At 65.5% G+C, this 16,204-nt stretch carries 17 protein-coding genes; 11 read left to right on the top strand and 6 right to left on the bottom strand.

The window, feature by feature from the left end; all coding sequences use genetic code 11:
• Complete coding sequence (gene hemC / locus D6B98_RS29485) at positions 1-981, top strand: hydroxymethylbilane synthase (protein ID WP_126260537.1); 981 nt, start codon at positions 1-3, stop codon at positions 979-981.
• Between the two features lie 254 nt (positions 982-1,235).
• Here hemC and hemE read toward each other — a convergent pair whose 3' ends face one another.
• Positions 1,236-2,270: a uroporphyrinogen decarboxylase gene (gene hemE, locus D6B98_RS29480; RefSeq protein ID WP_126260536.1), complete on the bottom strand. Its 1,035-nt coding sequence runs from the start codon at positions 2,268-2,270 to the stop codon at positions 1,236-1,238.
• 107 nt (positions 2,271-2,377) lie between these two features.
• On the opposite strand from hemE, the gene D6B98_RS29475 reads away from it, so the two are divergent.
• Both D6B98_RS29475 and D6B98_RS29470 read left to right on the top strand, forming a co-directional pair.
• Positions 2,378-2,593, top strand: a complete 216-nt coding sequence (locus D6B98_RS29475) for a hypothetical protein (RefSeq protein ID WP_164718943.1) — start codon at positions 2,378-2,380, stop codon at positions 2,591-2,593.
• Positions 2,594-2,767: 174 nt separating this feature from the next.
• Complete coding sequence (locus D6B98_RS29470) at positions 2,768-4,672, top strand: diguanylate cyclase (protein WP_126260535.1); 1,905 nt, start codon at positions 2,768-2,770, stop codon at positions 4,670-4,672.
• A gap of 5 nt (positions 4,673-4,677) precedes the next feature.
• Here the strand turns inward: D6B98_RS29470 and D6B98_RS29465 are convergent, their stop codons facing one another.
• Entirely contained in the window at positions 4,678-4,896 is a 219-nt protein-coding gene (locus D6B98_RS29465) for a SlyX family protein (protein WP_126260534.1), read from the bottom strand.
• The gene (gene trhO / locus D6B98_RS29460) at positions 4,886-5,653 is read right to left on the bottom strand and encodes an oxygen-dependent tRNA uridine(34) hydroxylase TrhO (protein ID WP_126260533.1); all 768 of its coding nucleotides are present in this window, start codon (positions 5,651-5,653) and stop codon (positions 4,886-4,888) included. The genes D6B98_RS29465 and trhO overlap by 11 nt, the downstream gene beginning before the upstream one ends.
• A gap of 196 nt (positions 5,654-5,849) precedes the next feature.
• Between trhO and ggt the strand changes: the two genes are divergently transcribed.
• The 5 genes from ggt (at position 5,850) to D6B98_RS29435 (ending at position 12,057) form a co-directional block, all read left to right on the top strand.
• Positions 5,850-7,436 carry a gamma-glutamyltransferase gene (gene ggt / locus D6B98_RS29455; RefSeq protein WP_126260532.1) on the top strand — a complete coding sequence of 529 codons (1,587 nt, stop codon included), beginning with the start codon at positions 5,850-5,852 and terminating at the stop codon, positions 7,434-7,436.
• Between the two features lie 217 nt (positions 7,437-7,653).
• Entirely contained in the window at positions 7,654-8,217 is a 564-nt protein-coding gene (locus tag D6B98_RS29450) for a (2Fe-2S)-binding protein (protein WP_126260577.1), read from the top strand.
• 4 nt (positions 8,218-8,221) lie between these two features.
• Positions 8,222-9,238, top strand: a complete 1,017-nt coding sequence (locus D6B98_RS29445) for an FAD binding domain-containing protein (RefSeq protein ID WP_126260531.1) — start codon at positions 8,222-8,224, stop codon at positions 9,236-9,238.
• A 2-nt stretch (positions 9,239-9,240) separates the two neighbouring features.
• A complete protein-coding gene (locus D6B98_RS29440; protein WP_126260530.1) occupies positions 9,241-11,532 on the top strand; it encodes a xanthine dehydrogenase family protein molybdopterin-binding subunit in 2,292 nt (763 codons plus the stop codon).
• Between the two features lie 60 nt (positions 11,533-11,592).
• A complete protein-coding gene (locus D6B98_RS29435) occupies positions 11,593-12,057 on the top strand; it encodes an FKBP-type peptidyl-prolyl cis-trans isomerase (protein WP_018323238.1) in 465 nt (154 codons plus the stop codon).
• Between the two features lie 166 nt (positions 12,058-12,223).
• On the opposite strand, the gene D6B98_RS29430 is transcribed toward D6B98_RS29435, so the two are convergent.
• Positions 12,224-12,442, bottom strand: a complete 219-nt coding sequence (locus D6B98_RS29430; protein ID WP_126260529.1) for a CsbD family protein — start codon at positions 12,440-12,442, stop codon at positions 12,224-12,226.
• Between the two features lie 129 nt (positions 12,443-12,571).
• Here D6B98_RS29430 and D6B98_RS29425 point away from each other — a divergent pair, with 129 nt between their 5' ends.
• From D6B98_RS29425 to D6B98_RS29415, 3 genes are all read left to right on the top strand, one after another.
• Positions 12,572-13,084 (top strand): cupin domain-containing protein, encoded by a 513-nt coding sequence (locus D6B98_RS29425; protein WP_126260528.1) that lies wholly within the window; start codon positions 12,572-12,574, stop codon positions 13,082-13,084.
• Positions 13,085-13,211: 127 nt separating this feature from the next.
• Positions 13,212-13,640, top strand: coding sequence for a VOC family protein (locus tag D6B98_RS29420; protein ID WP_126260527.1), 429 nt, complete (start codon positions 13,212-13,214; stop codon positions 13,638-13,640).
• 40 nt (positions 13,641-13,680) lie between these two features.
• Positions 13,681-14,169: a VOC family protein gene (locus D6B98_RS29415; protein WP_126260526.1), complete on the top strand. Its 489-nt coding sequence runs from the start codon at positions 13,681-13,683 to the stop codon at positions 14,167-14,169.
• A gap of 149 nt (positions 14,170-14,318) precedes the next feature.
• On the opposite strand, the gene D6B98_RS29410 is transcribed toward D6B98_RS29415, so the two are convergent.
• Together D6B98_RS29410 and D6B98_RS29405 are read right to left on the bottom strand one after the other, a co-directional pair.
• On the bottom strand, positions 14,319-15,491 hold the full coding sequence (locus D6B98_RS29410) for a hypothetical protein (RefSeq protein WP_164718942.1): 1,173 nt from the start codon (positions 15,489-15,491) through the stop codon (positions 14,319-14,321).
• 2 nt (positions 15,492-15,493) lie between these two features.
• Positions 15,494-16,195, bottom strand: a complete 702-nt coding sequence (locus D6B98_RS29405; protein ID WP_164718941.1) for a FecR family protein — start codon at positions 16,193-16,195, stop codon at positions 15,494-15,496.
• Positions 16,196-16,204: the final 9 nt, after the last annotated feature.

Below are 16,204 nucleotides of genomic sequence, written 5' to 3'. Positions count from 1 at the left end.
TTGGCTACGCGACTGAAGATCGGCACCCGCAAGAGCGCGATGGCGCTGGCACAGACGGAAGAGATCGCGCGCCGCCTGACCGCCGCCGTGCCCGGTCTCGACGTCGAGATCGTCAAGTTCGACACCACGGGCGATCTCGACCAGACCAGCAAGCTATTGCCGCATGGCGGCAAGGGCGGTGCCTTCGTGGCGCAGATCCGGGCCGCCGTGCGGTCGGGCGAGCTCCAGGCGGCGATGCATTCGCTGAAGGACATGCCGGGCAACGAGGACACGCCCGGCCTCGTCATCGGCGCGACCTTGTCGCGCGATCCCCCCGGCGATGCGCTGGTACTGCGCGATGGCGTGACGCTGGAGGCGTTCCGGCAAGCGCGCGGCCGAGGTTTCAAGATCGGTACCAATGCCGTGCGGCGCGCAGCGTATGCGCGCCGGCTCTTTCCGGAGGCCGATATCATTCATTTTCGCGGTGCGGCCGATACGCGAGTGCGCAAGCTCGATAACAAGACGAAGCAGCGTCTGCCCGATGGTGGCGAGGTGGGGCCGGCGGACGCGCTGATCATGGCACGCTCCGGCCTTGATCGCGTCGGCCTGTCTCATCGCATCGCCTATGAGTTCACCGCGGCCGAAATGCTGCCCGCGGCGGGGCAAGGCATCGTCGCCGTCGAATGCGCGGCGCAGGACTGGCAAACGCGAAAAATCCTGTCATCGATCGACGATCCCGCCGCGCACGCCTCTGCCGATGCCGAGCGCGAGGTGCTGTGGGTGCTGAACGGTCACTGCAATTCGCCGGTGGCGGGCTTCTCGACCATCGCGGGCGATCGGATGTCGCTCACCGCATCCGTGCTCGACCTCTCCGGCAACACCATCATCGAGGCTTCGCGCGAAGGCCCCGCCGATCGCCCGCGCGAGCTCGGCCGTGCGGTGGGTCTGGATCTGCTGATCAAGGGCGCCGGCGAGATCATCGAGCGCAGCCGGCCGCGCTGAGCCTCATTGCGCAAGCACCGCGCCTGTTTTGCCCGACGCGTCAAATGCGCGTCTGAGCGGCGTCATGCCGGCCCAGCTTTATCAATGACTTGTCTACTGTGCATGGGGTTGTTTTCGCGTTTTTGTTTGGGCCGACCACAACAGCTCGTCATGCCCGGGCTCGTCCCGGGCATCCACGTTCTTCGTGCAGCGTGGCAAGGCGTGGATGGCCGGGACGAGCCCGGCCATGACGATGCGGAGAGACCGCTCGCCGATCATCCCCGCACGCGCTTGATCATCTGCTCGACATGGGCGATCGGCGTTTCCGGCTGGATGCCGTGGCCGAGATTGAAGATCAGGCGCCCTTGCGCAAAATTTGCCAGCACGTTGTCGACCGCGCGGTCGAGCGCGGCGCCGCCCGCGATCAACACCAGCGGATCGAGATTGCCCTGCACGGCGACCTTGCTCTGCACGCGTTCGCGGATGAAGGCCGGCTCCGCGGTCCAGTCGATGCTGACTGCATTGACGCCGGTCGCCTCGACATAAGCGGGCAGCAGCGCGCCGGCGCCGCGGGGAAAGCCGATGATCTTGGCATCCGGCACCTTGGCCCGCACGCCCTCGACGATGCGCCGCGTCGGCTCGACCGACCAGCGTGCGAATTCGGCCGGTGGCAGCACGCCTGCCCAGGTGTCGAAGATCTGCAAGGCATTGGCGCCGGCCTCGAGCTGCGCCAGCAGATATTGAACCGAGTTCTCGACCAGCACGTCGATGATTGTCGCGAACGCCTCCGGATGCCGGTAGGCCATCATCCGCGCGGGCGCCTGGTCGGGCGTGCCCTGGCCGGCGACCATGTAGGTCGCGACCGTCCACGGCGCGCCGCAGAAGCCGATCAGGGCGACCTTCGGGTCCAGCGCGCCGCGCACGAGCCTGAGCGCATCGAACACCGGCTGGAGCTTGCCGAAATCGGCGCGCGGCGCCAGCGTTGCGACCTTGGCGGGATCATCCAGCGGATCCAGCCGCGGGCCCTCGCCGACCTCGAACCGCACCGAGCGCCCGAGCGCGTAGGGGATGACGAGAATGTCCGAGAAGATGATCGCGGCGTCGAAACCGAACCGTCGAATCGGCTGCAGCGTCACCTCGGCCGCAAGCTCCGGGTTGAAGCAGAGGTCAAGGAAGCCGCCGGCCTTGGCACGCACCTCGCGATATTCCGGCAGATAGCGGCCGGCCTGCCGCATCATCCACATGGGCGGGATGCTCTGGCGCTGGCCGGAGAGCACGTCGATGAAGGGCTTTCTTGCAGATTGGGGCACGAATGGTCCTGAACGGGGTTATCGCCCCTGATACACCGCCTCGGCCCTCAGCGGAACAGGGGAACCAGCGCAACAGGGCCGCGTTGACCCAGCCGATGGAGGACATCATGGCTGAGACATTCAATCCCGCGCCGCACGACAAGCATGCCGACGATCTGCATGAGGCGCTGGCCGCCGATCAGCAATCCAAGCTCGACGCCGGGCTGAAGGACACCTTCCCCGCGTCCGATCCCGTGAGCGCGGCGCAGCCGACGCCCTCGAAGGCCGATGCTGAGGCCGACCATCCCTCGCTCTGGGACAAGGTCAAGGCGATCTTCAGCTAGCGGGCGGAGGCACGCCGGTTTCCGATAGGCTCGCTAATATGTTGTTAGCGATGCGATGATTGCGGTGTCCGTAGGACTACCGGGAAACGGGTAGATCGCCCGTATTTTCGTAGCGATTTCAGAGTTCACTAATAGAAGCGGCAGAGGTTCCGAAACATCGGAGAATTCTGCCGCATGAGCCCTGCGACCCATCGAACCGGATGGAGCCACCTGCCGTTGCGTGCGGCGGCTTTCGTCGCGCTGACCTGCGTGGCCATCCTTGGCGTCAGCGGCTGGCGTGAATGGGCCGCGCGGGAGGCGGTGCTCAGGGAGGCCGAGGCCGAAATGGCGAACGTCGCCCGGTCGCTGACCCAGCATGCCGAGGACAGCCTCGATCTCCTGGATTCCGGCGTTGTCGGCGTCGTCAGCCGGCTCGAGATGGACGGCACCGCACCGGTCACGATCGCGAAGCTGCGCACCCTGTTGGAAGCGCGCAAGAAGGCAATCGAGCGCATTCACAGCCTCGCCATCATCGACGATCAGGGCAACTGGCTGACCTCGCCCGGTACGATCGGCTCAACGCTCAGCGATGATGCGTTCTTCCGCTATCATCAGCTCTCTCCGAAGCGAGAGCCCCATGTCGGCCGTCCCGTAAAGAGCCTCCTGGACGGAGAATGGGTGGTCACGCTGTCGCGCCGCTTCAACAAGCCGGACGGCAGCTTCGGCGGCGTGGTGCTCGCGACCATCAGCTCAAGGTATCTCTCGCATTTCTACGAGCAGTTCGAGATCGGCCGCAACAGCTCGGTGTCGCTCACGCATGGCGACGGCCTGATGATCGCGCGCAATCCCAGCAACGAGGCGTTTGTCGGACGCAGCGTTTCCGACACGCCGTTGTTCCGCGACGCCAGCCTGCAACGGCCGAGCGGCGCCTATCATTTCAAGTCGCCGCTGGACGGTGCCGAGCGCGTCAGCTTCTTCAAGCGCAGCAGCCGCTTCCCGCTGCTTCTGCTTGCGACAGTCGACAAGGACGAGTTGCTCGCGCCCTGGCGTGCCGCGGCAATCTCCCGCATGCTCTACGTCGTCGCGCTCGTGATGCTGATCGCGGTCATCGGCGCCGTGCTGGTGCGGCAGCTGCAGCGCGGCCAGCGCATGGCCGCAGCGCTGGTCGAGAAGGAGGCGCATTTCCGCCTGCTCGCCGAAGGCTCCAGCGACATGGTGACCCGCATCGGGCTCGACGAGCGCCTGCGCTATGTCTCGCCCTCGTCCGTGCGCGTCGTCGGATGGCGCCCCAATCAATTGATCGGCACGCCGGCACTGGCGGGCATCAATCCGGAGGATCTGCCGGCGGTCCAGGCCATCGTCGACGCCATGAAGCGTGGCGAGCGGGAGGAGGCGCGCCTCACCTACCGCAACTCGCACCGGCAGAACGGCGAAGTCTGGCTGGAATCGACCATGCGGGTGACGCGCAAGGACAATGGCCGCGTTGACGGCGTGGTCGCGATCTCCCGCGACATCTCCGAGCACAAGAAGCTGGAAACCAGGCTCGAGACGCTGGCGATCGAGGACAGCCTCACCGGCCTTGCCAATCGCCGCCGCTTCGACGAGCGGCTGAAGGAGGAATGGGCGCGCGCCTATCGCGACCGCTCCAGCCTCGCTTTGCTGATGATCGATGTCGATCACTTCAAGGCCTATAACGACGAATACGGCCACCCCGCGGGCGATGCCTGCCTGCGCCTGGTCGCGCAAATCATCGCGGCCGAGACGCAGCGCGCCGGCGATCTGGCGGCGCGCTATGGCGGCGAGGAGTTCGCCATGCTGCTGCCGAGCACCGATGCCGCCGGCTGCGGCCAGGTCGGCGAACGGATCCTCAAGGCCATTCGCGAGGCCGGCCTCGTTCATGGCGGCAATCGGGCTGCCGGGTGCGTCACCGCCTCGGTCGGCGGCGCGACGTGCCGGCCCGCGCTGGAGCGCACGGCGGGCGTGAGCTCGCTGGTCGAAGCGGCCGACCGCGCGCTCTACGCCGCCAAGGACGCAGGCCGCAACCGCCTGATGATGTCCGGCGAACTCATGAATCTGATGCCCAAGGCGTCTGGCCAGTAAGCCGCTCAATAATGCGGCGGAGGCTCGTTGGCAGGTCCAGGCGCATTGGCCTCGGCCTCCTGCAGCCGCTGGCCGAGCTCCGCGATCTTCCGCGTCAGCATGTCGATCTGCTTCCACTGCGCGGTGATGGTCTGGTTCAGCGTCTCGATCGTGTCGTCCTGATAGGCGAGCCGCGTCTCCAGCGTGTCGATGCGCTCGCTCAGCGTCCTGATCTCATTCGTCACGCGTTGCGTCCTTATTCCGTTCGCGCAGACCGTGGCCGAGCGCGACGCGCTCGTCGAACACGAAGCATTCACCGCGCCAGCGGCTCTGCGCCTCCGGCACCTCTTCCAGATATCTGAGGATGCCGCCCTTGAGGTGATAGACCTCGGCGAAGCCGCGCGCGAGTAGATGCGCGCTCGCCTTTTCGCAGCGGATGCCGCCGGTGCAGAACATCGCGATCCTGCGATGCCTTGCCGGATCGAGCCGCTCGGCGGCAAAATCCTTGAACTGGCCGAAGCTCCTGATGCCGGGGTCGACCGCGCCCTCGAACGTCCCCATCGCCACCTCGAAGGCGTTGCGGGTGTCGAGCAGCAGCGTGTCGGGCGCGGAGATCAGTGCGTTCCATTCGCTCGCATCGACATAGGTGCCGACCTGGCGGGTCGGATCGGCAGCCTTATCGCCAAGGGTGACGATCTCCTTCTTCAGCCGCACCTTGAGCCGCCCGAACGGCATCGCCCCGGCGGTCGAGAATTTCATTTCGAGATTGTCGAGCCTGCCGTCGAACATGTCGCCGTGCGCCAGCTCATGGGCGAGGGCGTCGATCGCGTTCGGCGCGCCGGCGAGCGTGCCGTTGATGCCCTCCTGCGCCAGCAGCACGCTGCCCTTCAGCTTCAGGCCGGCGCAGAACGCGCGCAGGGGCTCGCGCAGCTCGCGGTAATCCGGGAGGGCGGCGAATTGGTAGAAGGCGGCGACCTTGGTGGCCGAATGCGGATCAGACATGGCGGCTCGTTTAGCAGGCGCCCGCCGCCCGGAAAACCCACATGGCCGCCGGCCTCGAAGCTCTATACGTCCAGCGGATGGCAGCCATTTTGCTGGCATGCCAGCATTGCCGAGGGCCGCGGGAATGTGCCATGTAGACCCGGTTTTCCGAGATGGCGCGCCACCTGCGCCCACGGCCAAGAGAGCAAGAAATTCGATGAGAAACTTCCATTTCCCCGGCAGGTCCACGGTCCACGCCACCAACGCGATGGTCGCGACCTCGCACCCGCAGGCCTCGCTCGCGGCGATCGAGGTGCTGCGCGAGGGCGGCACCGCGGTGGACGCGGCCGTGGCGGGCTCGGCGGTGCTCGGTGTGATCGAGCCGCAATCGACCGGTATCGGCGGCGACTGTTTCGCGCTGGTCCAGCCGCGCGGCGAAGGCAAAATCATCGCCTATAACGGCTCCGGCCGCGCGCCGAAGGCGGCGAATGCCGACTGGTATCTCGAACGCAAGATCCACTCCGTGCCGTTGACCTCGGCCCATGCGGTCTCGATCCCCGGCGTGGTGGATGCCTTCGCCACCGTCTTGCGCGATCACGGCAAGTTCGGCTTCGACCGGCTGCTCCAGCCCGCGATCAAGGCCGCCGAGGAGGGCTACGTGGTCGCGCCCCGCATCGCCTTCGACTGGAAGAACCAGTTCGAGAAGCTGAAGGCCGGCACCAACACCGTCCGCTACCTGTTGCCGGGCGGCAAGCCGCCGGTGGCCGGCGACGTCATCCGCCAGGCGGAGCTCGGCAAGACCCTGCGGGCGATTGCCAAGGACGGCCGCGACGCCTTCTACAAGGGCCCGATCGCGGAAGACATGGTCGAGACCCTCAGGGCAATCGGCGGCCTGCACACGCTCGACGACTTCGCCGCGCACACCACCGAGACGACGACGCCGATCGGCACCATGTACAAGGGCTATGACTTCTGGCAGTGCCCGCCGAACGGCCCGGGCGTCACCGCGCTCCTGATGCTCAACATCCTGTCGCGCTTCGATCTGACCAAGTACGCGCCCGTCAGCGTCGAGCGTTTCCATCTCGAAGCGGAAGCCGCCCGCATCGCCTACATGAACCGCGAGATGCACGTCGCCTCTCCCGAGCACATGAAGATCAACGTCGCCGAGATGCTCGAGAAGGGCTTTGCCGACGAACACATCAGCAAGATCCGCATGGACGGCATGCTCGACCTGCCGAACGTCGCACCGCCGATGAATCCGTCGACGATCTACATCACGGTCGTGGACAAGGACCGCAACGTCTGCTCGTTCATCAACTCGATCGCGCATTCCTTCGGTTCGGCCATCGTCTCGAACAAGAGCGGCATCTTGTTGCAGAATCGCGCCGGCGGCTTCCGCATCCAGCCCGGCCATCCCAACTGCATCGAAGGCGGCAAGCGCCCGCTGCATACGATCATGCCGGGCTTGCTCACCAAGGGTGGACGCTCCGTGATGCCGTTCGCCGTGATGGGCGGACAGTATCAGCCGACCGGCCAGACCCATGTTTTGACCAACATCCTCGATTACGGCTGCGACGTGCAGGAAGCGATCGACATGCCGCGCGGCCTGCACTACGAGGGCCAGTATCAGCTCGAGGATAGCGTGCCGGCCGCAATCGTCGAGGGCTTGAAGAAGCTCGGCCACAAGACCACCAGCGTGGTCGGTCCGCTCGGCGGCGCGCAAGCGATCTGGATCGATTGGGACAAGGGCACGCTCACCGGCGGTTCCGATCCGCGTAAGGACGGCTGCGCACTGGGTTATTGATCGCAGCGCGAGTTCCCCGCGCGACATCAGGAAAAGTTGACGAAGGGCGATGACGCATTTGCCGCATCGCCCTTTCCCGTTCGGAACGGACCTCATTGCTTCAGGTTAAGGGGCGATGAGCGGTGCAGGCGTGCGCTGCTTTGAGAGATCAGCGGCGGAGGCGTCGATGTCCGACACACCAAGTTCCAGACAATCAGCATTCGATCGGCGCGCCTTCATGGCCGGCGCGGCCGGCAGCGCGCTCGTCCCGATCACGGCGCGCGCGGCCGCAGAGGAGGCCAGGGTCCCGGCGGCTCAGGATCCGGCACTTCCCGTCGACGTCACCCTGCGGGTCAACGGCAAGGACAAGCGCCTGCACATCGATGCGCGAACCACGGTGCTCGATGCGCTGCGCGATCATCTCAAGCTCACCGGCAGCAAGAAGGGCTGCGATCACGGCCAATGCGGCGCCTGCACGGTGCTGATCGACGACCGGCGGGTGGTATCGTGCCTGACGCTCGCGCTTGCGGCCGAGGGGCAGGAGGTCACGACGATCGAGGGCCTCGCCACCGACGATCGCCTGCATCCGATGCAGCAGGCCTTCATCGACAACGACGCGTTCCAGTGCGGCTATTGCACGCCCGGCCAGATCATGTCCGCAATTGCCTGCGTCAAGGAGGGGCATGCGGGCAGCGAGGCCGACATCCGCGAATATATGAGCGGAAACATCTGCCGCTGCGCCGCCTATCCAAACATCGTCGCCGCGGTGAAGCAGGCCGCGCCCGAGATCATGAAAGGCTAGGCGCATGCGACCGTTTTCGTACCAAAGGGCAACAGACCCTGATGCGGCCGTGCGGGCGCTCGGCGCCGCTGCGGCCGCGAACAATCCGCTGACCCAAGCCCGCGCGCAGCCGCTTGCCGGCGGCACCACGCTGATCGATTTGATGAAGCTCGACGTGATGCGGCCCGCCGCGATCGTCGACATTAATCCGCTCGCAAGCCACTGGTCTGCAATCGAGCCCAAGGGCGATGGCGTGCGCCTCGGCGCCCTGGCGAAGATGTCGGATGTCGCCGCGCACGACGAAATTCAGCGCAATTATCCGGTGATCGCCAATTCGCTGAAGCTCGCGGCCAGCGCCCAGCTGCGCAACATGGCGACGCTCGGCGGCAACGTGATGCAGCGAACGCGTTGCAGCTATTTCCGCGACGTGTCCTACGAGAATTGCAACAAGCGCAATCCCGGCTCCGGCTGCGCCGCCATGGACGGCGTCAACCGCATGCATGCGGTGCTCGGCGTCTCCGACCAGTGCATCGCGACCTATCCCGGCGATTTCGCGCAGGCGCTGATCGCCCTGGATGCAAGTGTCGAAATCACCGGAAAATCCGGTGCCCGCACCCTGCCGTTTGCCCAGCTGCACAAGGCGCCCGGCAACACACCCGAGATCGAGACCACGCTGCAACCGGGTGAGCTGATCTCGGCGTTCTCCATTTCCGGACGCTGGCCCCGTTCGGTGTATCTCAAGGCGCGCGACCGGCAGTCCTACGAGTTTGCGCTGTCGTCGGCTGCGGTCGCGCTCGACGTGCAGAACGGCACGATCCGCGATGCGCGCGTCGCGCTTGGCGGTGTCGCCACCGTGCCCTGGCGGGCGCGCGAGGCGGAGGCGCTGTTGAAGGGACAGAGATTCGATGACGGCCTGGCGCAGCGTGTTGCCGATGCCGCCTTCGCGGAGGCCAAGGGGCGGCGGCACAACAGCTTCAAGATCGCGCTCGGCAAGCGCGTCGTGGCACGTGCGCTCCAGCAGGCCGTAACGATGGAGATCTGATCATGACCGCTGCTGCTCCCCAGCCGAAGACGAATATGGGCCAGCCCGTGCCGCGCTATGACGCGGTCGTAAAGGTGACGGGACGCGCAACCTATGCGTCCGACATGCCGCTCTCCGACCCCGCCTATGCCTTCCTCGTCACCAGCGCCATCGCCAGGGGGCGGATCGACAGCCTCGATCTCGATGAGGCCAGGCGTGTCCGCGGCGTGATCGATATCGTCACCCACGAAAACGCACCGAAGCTGAAGGACTCCAAGCTCTTCAGCAACGGCGGATATGCGGGCACGACGATCCAGCCGCTGAAATCGGCCGATATCGCCCATGACGGCCAGATCATCGCGGTTGTCGTTGCCGAGACCTACGAGTCCGCGCGCGATGCCGCCAACCGCGTCAAGGTCAGCTACACCGCCACCACGCCAAGCGCGACCTTCGACTCGCCCGGGACGACCATCGCGGCTGCGAAGGGGCAGAATGCCCAGTTCAAGGAAGACCCGAAAGTCGGCGATTTCGCCAAGGCATTCGACGAGGCCGAGGTCAAGCTGACCGCCTCCTACGAGACGCCGACGCAGCATCACAATCCGATGGAGCTGTTCTCGACGAGCTGCTCCTGGATGGGCGACGAGCTCGTCATCTACGAGCCGAGCCAGTTCGTCTACGGCCTGAAGTATGGGGTCGCCGAACAGCTCGGCATCGACGCCGACAAGGTGCGCGTGGTTAACCCCTATGTCGGTGGCGGCTTCGGCGCGCGCGGCTCGATGACGCCGCGCACCGCCATCATCGCGGCTATTGCCAAGCGCCTGAACCGGCCGGTCAAGCTGGTCCCGACCCGCGACCAGGGCTTTACCATCACCACTCACCGTGCTGAGACCCGCCACGAGATCAAGCTTGGCGCGCGCCCTGACGGCAAGCTGGTCGCGCTCAGACATGAGGGCGCCGAGGTGTCGTCGCGCCCCGACGCCTATTGCGTCGGCGGCACCAAGACGACGACGCGACTCTATGCCTGTCCGAATGTCGACAGCCTCGTCTCGATCGTGCGGGCCGACCGCAATACGCCCGGCTTCATGCGCTCGCCACCGGAAGTGCCGTATCTGTTCGCGCTGGAAAGCGCGATGGACGAGCTCGCGGTCAAGCTGAACATGGATCCGGTCGAGCTTCGCCGCATCAACGACACCACCAACGAGCCCATCGGCGGCAAGCCCTACACCTCGCGCTCGCTGATGGCCTGTTTCGACGAGGCCGCCAAGGCGTTTGGCTGGGCGGAGCGCTCGCCTCAGCCGAAATCGATGTCGGACGGAGACTGGCTGATCGGCTATGGCTGTGCCGCAACCTGCTATCCGGCGCATATGGGACCCGCCGCAGCGCGCGTACGGCTGCAGCGCGACGGCCGCACCCGGGTCGAGATCGCCGGCCACGAGATCGGCACTGGCGCTTACACCGTCATTGCCCAGACTGCGGCCGAAAGGCTCGGCGTGCCGCTGGAGAAGGTCGCGGTCTTCATCGGCGACAGCGATTTGCCGCCGGCCCCCGTTGCCGGAGGCTCGAACTCCACTGCCAGCACCTGCTCCGTGGTGACGATGGTATGCGACCAGATCCGGCAGCGCCTGTTCAAGGCGGTAATGCCGGGCCAAAGCCTGACGGACAAGGCCAAGGAGACTGTTGGTATCGGCCAGACGCCGGCCACGCAGGCAGCGAAGGGCGACCGGCCGCTGGATTTGGAGAAGGCGTTCGACGCCCTCGGGGTCGGCGTCGTCGAGGAATATGGCGAGTGGAAGCCGGAAGGCGCGCCGCTGGATTCCTTCCGCGCCATGCATAGCGGGCAGGTGCGGCTCGTGGGCGGTCACCAGATGAAGGACCAGATCGCCTATGCGTTCGGCGCGGAGTTCGTCGAGGTCCGGGTCAATCGCTTCACGCATGAGATCCGCTGCCCCCGCCTGGTCGGCGCCTTCGCCGCGGGCCGCATCATGAACCCGCGCACCGCGCGCAGCCAGCTGATGGGCGGACTGATCTGGGGCATGTCCTCGGCTTTGCTGGAGGCGACCGAGATCGACGAGCGCAATGCGCGCTACGTCAACGACAATCTCGCCGACTACCTCGTGCCCGTGAATGCGGACGTCGCAAACGTCGAGGTCATTCTGCTGTCCGAGCAGGATGACCGTATCAATCCCGTCGGCGTGAAGGGCGTCGGCGAGCTCGCCAATGTCGGCACCAATGCGGCGATCTGCAATGCGATCTATCACGCTACGGGCCAGCGCATCCGCAAGCTCCCGGTCCGGCTGGAAAATATCGAGGTGTGAGGGGTGGAAACCCCACCCGCGTTGCGCTAGACACCTTCCGCCTCAAACGGAAGGTGCCTTATGCAGCGTTTCCAGCGCGCGCTCCTCACCCTGATGTCGGCGCTCGCGATCACCGTGATCGCCGGCGTGTCGCATTTCGTTTCCACCACGGCCTCGGCCCAGACCGCAGGAAAGACCATGACCACAGCTTCAGGCTTGCAGATCATCGATTCCACCGTCGGCACCGGTGCCTCGCCGCAGCCCGGCCAGATCTGCGTGATGCACTATACCGGCTGGCTCTATGAGAACGGCCAGAAGGGCAAGAAATTCGACAGCTCCGTCGATCGCAAGGAGCCGTTCGAATTCCCGATCGGCAAGGGCCGCGTCATCGCCGGCTGGGACGAGGGCGTCGCCTCCATGAAGGTCGGCGGCAAGCGCACGCTGATCATCCCGCCGCAGCTCGGCTACGGCGCGCGCGGCGCCGGCGGCGTGATCCCGCCGAATGCGACGCTGATGTTCGATGTGGAATTGCTCGCGGTGAAGTGACGGCGTAGCCGGACGTCATGCCCGGGCTTGTCCCGGGCATCCACGTTCTTCGAACCGCATGCAAAGACGTGGATGGCCGGGACAAGCCCGGCCATGACGTAGAGAGCAGTCGAAACAAAAAGACCGGCCCAAAGGCCGGTCTTTTCGCATTCAGATTGCCGGGCCGTCACTCGGCCGCGCGCCTTGCGGCTGCCGCGGCGCGGTCGATCGCATCCTTGGCGGCGTCCTTGGCGTCGCCCATGGCCTGCTGGCCCTTGCCCTTCACTTCCTGCACCGCGCCTTCGCCCTTCAGGCGGTCGGAACCGGTGGCTTCACCGATGCCCTGCTTGGCCTTGCCGATCGCCTCGTTGGCGTTACCTTTGATCTTGTCGGTCGTGCTGCCCATGAAACTCTCCTTTTCATTTTGCTCGCGAGGACAACGTCCCGCAGCTAAGAGAGTTCCGATTTTGGTATGGCTCGCGGGCGCGGCTTCGGGTTAGTTTGCCGCGCACGGAACCAACAGAAAGCAAGCCCAATGACCGGCCATGACCACTCGCATTCCCACCATGATCACGATCATGACGATCGCTGGAAACATGACGGCGTGCGTGTCATTCCCGGCAACCAGCTCGATACCAACGTGCCGTCCACGGCCGGCATGGATCGTGCGGCCGCGATCAATTTCGCGCGCGTCGGCGCGCAGAAATTGTGGGCGGGCACGGTCAGCATCAAGCCCGATGCCAAGACAGGCGCGCATCACCACGGCCATCTCGAAAGCGTGATCTACGTCGTGAAGGGCAAGGCGCGGATGAGGTGGGGCGAGCGCCTGCAATTCACTGCGGAGGCCGGTCCCGGCGATTTCATCTTCGTCCCGCCATACGTGCCGCATCAGGAGATCAACGCCAGCCCGGACGAGGTGCTGGAATGCGTGCTGGTGCGCAGCGACGGCGAGGCCGTGGCGATCAATCTCGACATCGAGCCCGTCGAGAAGCCCGAGACCGTGCTGTGGATCGATCCGGTGCATCGGGATCCGAACGAGAAGAAATAAGCCTGACGGGCCGCCTGCCGGTTCTATGCGCAGACGCGGCAGGCGGCCTTAAAAAATATCCGGAAGCGCTGTCGGATGGCTGTCGGCCCATCCGTCCTTGGGCAGAACCCCGCCCAAGGAGCTTCCGATGCCCAGGATGATTTTCCTCAATCTGCCCGTGACCGACCTCAAGCGTGCGACCGCCTTTTATGAGGCGATCGGGGCGACCCGGAACCCGCAATTCAGTGACGACACGGCGAGCTGCATGGTCTTCTCCGAGACCATCTACGCGATGCTGACGACTCACGACAAATTCCGGCAGTTCACGCCCAAGCCGATCGCCGATGCAAGGACCTCGAACCAGGCCCTGTTCTGCCTCTCCGCCGACACCCGCCACGAGGTCGATGATATCGTCGGCAGGGCCGAGGCCGCGGGTGGGGTGGCCGATCCCAGCCCCAAGGACGAATACAGCTTCATGTACGGCCGCAGCTTCGAGGATCCGGATGGCCATATGTGGGGTGTGAACTGGCTGGATATGGCGGCTGTCCCTCCGCAGCCCGCCATGGCGAATGCCTGATCGCCGTACCCCGACGCCAAATCCTAGAGGAGCATTCACGATGTCCAAGGTCGTACCCTGCATGTGGTTCAACGGCGATGCCGAGGAAGCCGCGAAGTTCTACACCTCACTGGTGCCAAACTCGGCAATCACGCACGTTCAGCGCAACGTCTCGGATGGTCCTTCCGGCAAGGAGGGCTCCGTGCTGGTCGTCGAGTTTACGGTGGCCGGGCAGCCGCTGGTCGCGCTCAACGGCGGCATGAAGATGGAGTACACTCACGCCATCTCGCTGATGATCCATTGCGACGACCAGGCCCAGGTCGACGGCGTCTGGAATGCCTTTCTCGCTCATGGCGGCAAGGAAGAGCAGTGCGGCTGGCTCAGGGATCGCTGGGGCGTGGCCTGGCAGGTGGTGCCGAAGGTGATGTTCGAATTCCTGTCGAGCCCCGACAAGGCCGCCGCCGCGCGTGCGATGCAGGCGATGATGAAGATGGTGAAGCTGGATGTCGACGCGTTGCGCCGCGCGTTCGAGGGCAAGTCGGCGGCGTGACATCAGCGCCGGTGCGGTAGGGTGGGCAAAGGCGCTCTTGCGCCGTGCCCACCATCCCTGGTTAGAAAAGTCGTGGGCACGCTTCCGCCTTCGCTCTTTGAGCTACGGCGGACAAGTCGCTTTGCCCACCCTAAGAGAGCTGGCCGCCGCTAATAATTGATCCTGAGCCCAACGCCGCCGTGGATGGTGTTGCCCACCGGCTGCGGGCCGAGCGTGCCGTTGGCGAACAGGTCGACGATCCAGCCCTTTTGCACGCGGAAGCCGAGGCGGCCGCCATATTCGAACCAGCCCTGGTTGCCCATGGTCGGCACCACGGTGCCCTGGCCGGTCACGGTTGCCACGATGCCGCTGTGACTTGCAAACGACTGCACCCAGCCGCCATTGATGTTGGTCTCGACGTTGCTGCCGAACAGATGCGTCCACTGGCCGCCGATCTTGACCAGGCTGGTGCGGTCGGTGCCATCAGCGATGCTGGCGTCGAATGGATTGAATGCCACTGCACTGTCGCTGTAGCCGGACACGCGCTGCCAGAGCTGCCAGACCTCGATCGAGGCCGCGACCTCGTCGCGCGGCGAGAGGCGGCTGATCCAGCCGGCCCGGCCATAGACGGCGTAGTTCGAGGCGTTGGTCGAACTGGTCACGCTCACCGGGCCGAGGCTGGTGTCGTAGCTGCGGGTGTAGCGCGCCTTCTCCCACGGCGTCAGGATCGTCCCGACGTCGAAGAACGGGCGCGACGAGCCCCAATCGGTGAAGTCATAGCGTAACGCAAAAGCGCCGATCGGTGCGCTCGTGATCTCGTAGCCGCCCCCTTCGTAGTGCGTGTAAGCGATGCCGGCGAGCAGCGAGAGATTGTTAGTCAGTTGCTTGCGGCCGTGGATGCCGGCCGAGAACGAGCCGGCCGAGCCGAACGCGCTGACGCAGTCGCCGCAATTGACCTGCTCGTTGACGCCGAGCAGCACCGTGCCGAGCACCCGGTTGGTGATCATCTGGTTGAAGCGCTGATTGGCGAGACCGCCGATCGAATTGCCGCTGGAATCTGCGCCCGTGGGTCCCGACGGCGGAGGATACGGGCTCGGCGAAGGGGACGGGCTCGGCGAAGGCGACGGATAAGGGCTGGGCGACGGGGAGGGGGTCGGAGTGGGTGACGGATTTGGCGACGGAGAATAGGTGGGGGACGGAGTGGGCTCTGGTTCACCGCACTCGGACCCGCACTCCGAATTCTGCGCAGCCGCCGGGCGGGCGTTGAAAGTGACGAGCGCAAACGCCGCGATTGCGGCCAGCGCAGCGGCAAGGATGAGGCGCCGGACGGTGAATTTTGCCATCGTCAGCGTCCGCACAGCATGCCGTCGTCCTGGACGGCAGGCGTCAGGGTCGGCGAGGCGCCGGCGTATTGGTTGACCGCGCACAGCCCGGCACTCGCTGCACAATTGGCGGCAAAGGTCCAGGGCGGCGTGTTGGACTTGGTGATGCCGACCTTGCCGCCGGTCGAGGTGATGATCGCGGTGTCGCCGGGTTGGGTGAGCTGCAGGCATTGGCCGCTTCTCGTGCAGACGCTGGCCGCGCCGTCCTGAAGCACGACCACGGAGCGTCCGCGCTGCGAGAGGATGTCGAGCGTGGTGCCGCGTACACCGATGGTCGCGAGCGGGGTCGTGATCTTGTAGGCGGACTTGTCGGAGCTGCCGGTAACGAAGCGGAAGGCGCCGGTGGTCATGCGGATCGCGACGTCGCGATAGCTGTGCTCGTCGTTGAAGACGGTGCGGTCGAGCTTCAGCGTCGCGCTCGGCCCGAGCGACAGATTGGTGCTGTCGGCCATCACGAAACGCGCGGCGCTGTCGGCGCCGGTGCGCACGGTCTCGTCGCGCAGCATGCTGTCGCCGACATTGATCGGCGTCGTGGTCGCAGCGACGCGCACCACCTCGTTCTGGATCACGACGGCTTCGCCGACGCGCGTCTGTGCCAGCGCGGAAGGACCTGCGCACAATGCGGCCGACAACAGAATGGGGAAAAGCCAGAAACGCAGATTCATTTCGCAACC

This window comes from Bradyrhizobium sp. LVM 105 (assembly GCF_003957705.1).
Lineage (GTDB): Bacteria > Pseudomonadota > Alphaproteobacteria > Rhizobiales > Xanthobacteraceae > Bradyrhizobium > Bradyrhizobium frederickii.
Note: the sequence above shows the minus strand (reverse complement) of the source record. Positions and strands in the feature narration are given on the sequence as shown.

Coding starts and splice junctions, on each gene's coding strand:
- D6B98_RS29440 (WP_126260530.1), top strand. CDS start 9,241: ATGACCGCTGCTGCTCCCCAGCCGAAGACGAATATGGGCCAGCCCGTG.
- D6B98_RS29470 (WP_126260535.1), top strand. CDS start 2,768: ATGAGCCCTGCGACCCATCGAACCGGATGGAGCCACCTGCCGTTGCGT.
- D6B98_RS29410 (WP_164718942.1), bottom strand. CDS start 15,491: ATGGCAAAATTCACCGTCCGGCGCCTCATCCTTGCCGCTGCGCTGGCC.
- D6B98_RS29420 (WP_126260527.1), top strand. CDS start 13,212: ATGCCCAGGATGATTTTCCTCAATCTGCCCGTGACCGACCTCAAGCGT.
- ggt (WP_126260532.1), top strand. CDS start 5,850: ATGAGAAACTTCCATTTCCCCGGCAGGTCCACGGTCCACGCCACCAAC.
- D6B98_RS29475 (WP_164718943.1), top strand. CDS start 2,378: ATGGCTGAGACATTCAATCCCGCGCCGCACGACAAGCATGCCGACGAT.
- D6B98_RS29415 (WP_126260526.1), top strand. CDS start 13,681: ATGTCCAAGGTCGTACCCTGCATGTGGTTCAACGGCGATGCCGAGGAA.
- D6B98_RS29445 (WP_126260531.1), top strand. CDS start 8,222: ATGCGACCGTTTTCGTACCAAAGGGCAACAGACCCTGATGCGGCCGTG.
- D6B98_RS29435 (WP_018323238.1), top strand. CDS start 11,593: ATGCAGCGTTTCCAGCGCGCGCTCCTCACCCTGATGTCGGCGCTCGCG.
- trhO (WP_126260533.1), bottom strand. CDS start 5,653: ATGTCTGATCCGCATTCGGCCACCAAGGTCGCCGCCTTCTACCAATTC.
- D6B98_RS29450 (WP_126260577.1), top strand. CDS start 7,654: ATGGCCGGCGCGGCCGGCAGCGCGCTCGTCCCGATCACGGCGCGCGCG.
- D6B98_RS29405 (WP_164718941.1), bottom strand. CDS start 16,195: ATGAATCTGCGTTTCTGGCTTTTCCCCATTCTGTTGTCGGCCGCATTG.
- D6B98_RS29425 (WP_126260528.1), top strand. CDS start 12,572: ATGACCGGCCATGACCACTCGCATTCCCACCATGATCACGATCATGAC.
- D6B98_RS29430 (WP_126260529.1), bottom strand. CDS start 12,442: ATGGGCAGCACGACCGACAAGATCAAAGGTAACGCCAACGAGGCGATC.